Genomic DNA, 1,786 nt, shown 5'->3' on the forward strand with positions numbered 1-1,786 from the left:
TGCGCATTCCACGCCATCCGGCCACTCAGTCCACCAACATCCGGCCACCTATTCCACGGTCATCCGGCCGGGCAGTCGGAGCGCAGCGACGCAGGTTTGCATTGTTAGTCTGAAGTCTCTGTCGCCGTCAATTTCGTTGCGCGTCTGCGCATCGATTCGCCCTTCAGTTCGATCCGATAAGCGTTGTGCACCAGCCGGTCGAGGATCGCATCGCCCAAGGTTGGATCGCCGATCAGCGCATGCCATTTGTCCACCGGCATTTGGCTGGTCACCAGCGTCGAGCGGTTGCCGTAACGGTCGTCCAGCAGTTCAAGCATGTCGCGCCGTTGCGCAGCGGTAAACGGCGCCAAGCCCCAGTCGTCCAGGATCAGCAAGTCGGTCTTGGCATAACCCGCCATCAGTTTCGCGAAGCGGCCGTCGCCGTGGGCCAGGCCTAGTTCTTCCATCAAGCGCGGCAAGCGCAGATAACGCACGCTGTAACCGTCGCGGCAGGCCTTATGAGCCAGTGCGCAGGCGAGCCAGGTTTTGCCTACGCCAGTTGGGCCGCCGATGATCAGGTTCAGGCCGTCGCGCAGCCACTGGCCGCTACCCAGTTGCAGGATCAGAGATTTGTCCAGGCCGCGCGGGTTGCGGTAGTCGATGTCTTCCAGGCAGGCGTTATGGCGCAGTCGTGCGGCCTTGAGGCGAGTAGTCAGGCGTGCGTCTTCGCGCTCGGTCAGCTCGCGGTCGACCATCAGACCGAGGCGTTCGTCGAAGCTGAGATCGTTGATGTCAGGCGTTGCGTGTTGTTCGCCAAGCGCCTTGATCATGCCGTGCAGGCGCAGGGTTTGTAGCTTGTCGAGGGTCGGGTTAGGCAGCATTTTGGTGCTCCTTTTTCAGGTCAGTGGTAGTAGCCAGGGCCGCGCAGATTGATGTGTTCTTCGGGCAGTAACGGCAGGTTTTGCTGGGCCAGCGGCAGCCGTTCCAGCCCTTGACGCAGGATCGATTCCAGGCTTTTGTAGCTGCACGCGCCCAGTGCCAGCGCTCGCTGGCAAGCGGCTTCCAGCCGCTCTTCGCCGTGCTGTTTGCTCAGGCGCAGGATGCCTAGGCAGGCGCGGAAGCCGTGCTGCGGATGGATCCGGCGTTCGAGGATGTAGGCGATGACGCCGGCCGTATTCGGGCCTGTTTGCTCTGCCCAGTGGATCAGTCGCTGCGGCGTCCATTCGGCATGTTCGCGGTGACTTTTGGGCATGTGCTCGGTTTGGGTGGTGTGGCGGCCTTTATGCGCCGAGCGCAGATGGCTGGCCACCCGCTGGTTGGCGTGGAAGCACTCGACGGTCTTAGCGGTTAGCCGCACTTCGAGTTGGTGCTTCACCAGCTGGTACGGCACCGAGTAGTAATGGCCGTCGACCTCGACGTGGTAGTCGATGTGTACGCGTACCTTTTTCCATTCGGCGTAGACATACGGATGTTCTGGTAGCGGTTGCAGTGCGGGTTGGTCGATGGTCTCGAAGGCCGAGCGGCGTGAGCCGGGCAGCTTCTTGAAGGGCTTCTGATTGAGGCGATCCAGCAGCAGCGCGATGGCTGTGTTGAGTTCGCCCAAGGAGAAGAACTGGCGGTTGCGCAGCACCGCCAGGATCCACCGCTCGACTACCTGTACGCCGACTTCAACCTTGGCTTTGTCCTTGGGTTTACGCGAGCGCGCGGGCAGCACGGCTACGCCGTAATGCTCGGCGAGATCGCGGTAACTGGGGTTGATATCCGGCTCGTAGCGATGCGCCTTGGTGACGCCGCTGCGCAGATTGTC

The 1,786-nt window shown here is 61.8% G+C and carries 2 protein-coding genes; both read right to left on the minus strand.

Going from position 1 to position 1,786, the window contains the following annotated elements; all coding sequences use genetic code 11:
• Window positions 1-104 precede the first annotated feature (104 nt).
• A complete protein-coding gene (gene istB, locus AACY31_RS28640; protein WP_339505632.1) occupies window positions 105-860 on the minus strand; it encodes an IS21-like element ISPsy14 family helper ATPase IstB in 756 nt (251 codons plus the stop codon).
• 20 nt (window positions 861-880) lie between these two features.
• On the minus strand, window positions 881-1,786 hold a 906-nt coding region (locus AACY31_RS28645), incomplete at its 5' end, for a Mu transposase domain-containing protein (RefSeq protein WP_445261599.1).

Source organism: Pseudomonas sp. RL_105y_Pfl2_101 (assembly GCF_963970585.1).
In the GTDB taxonomy this organism is placed as follows: Bacteria; Pseudomonadota; Gammaproteobacteria; order Pseudomonadales; family Pseudomonadaceae; genus Aquipseudomonas.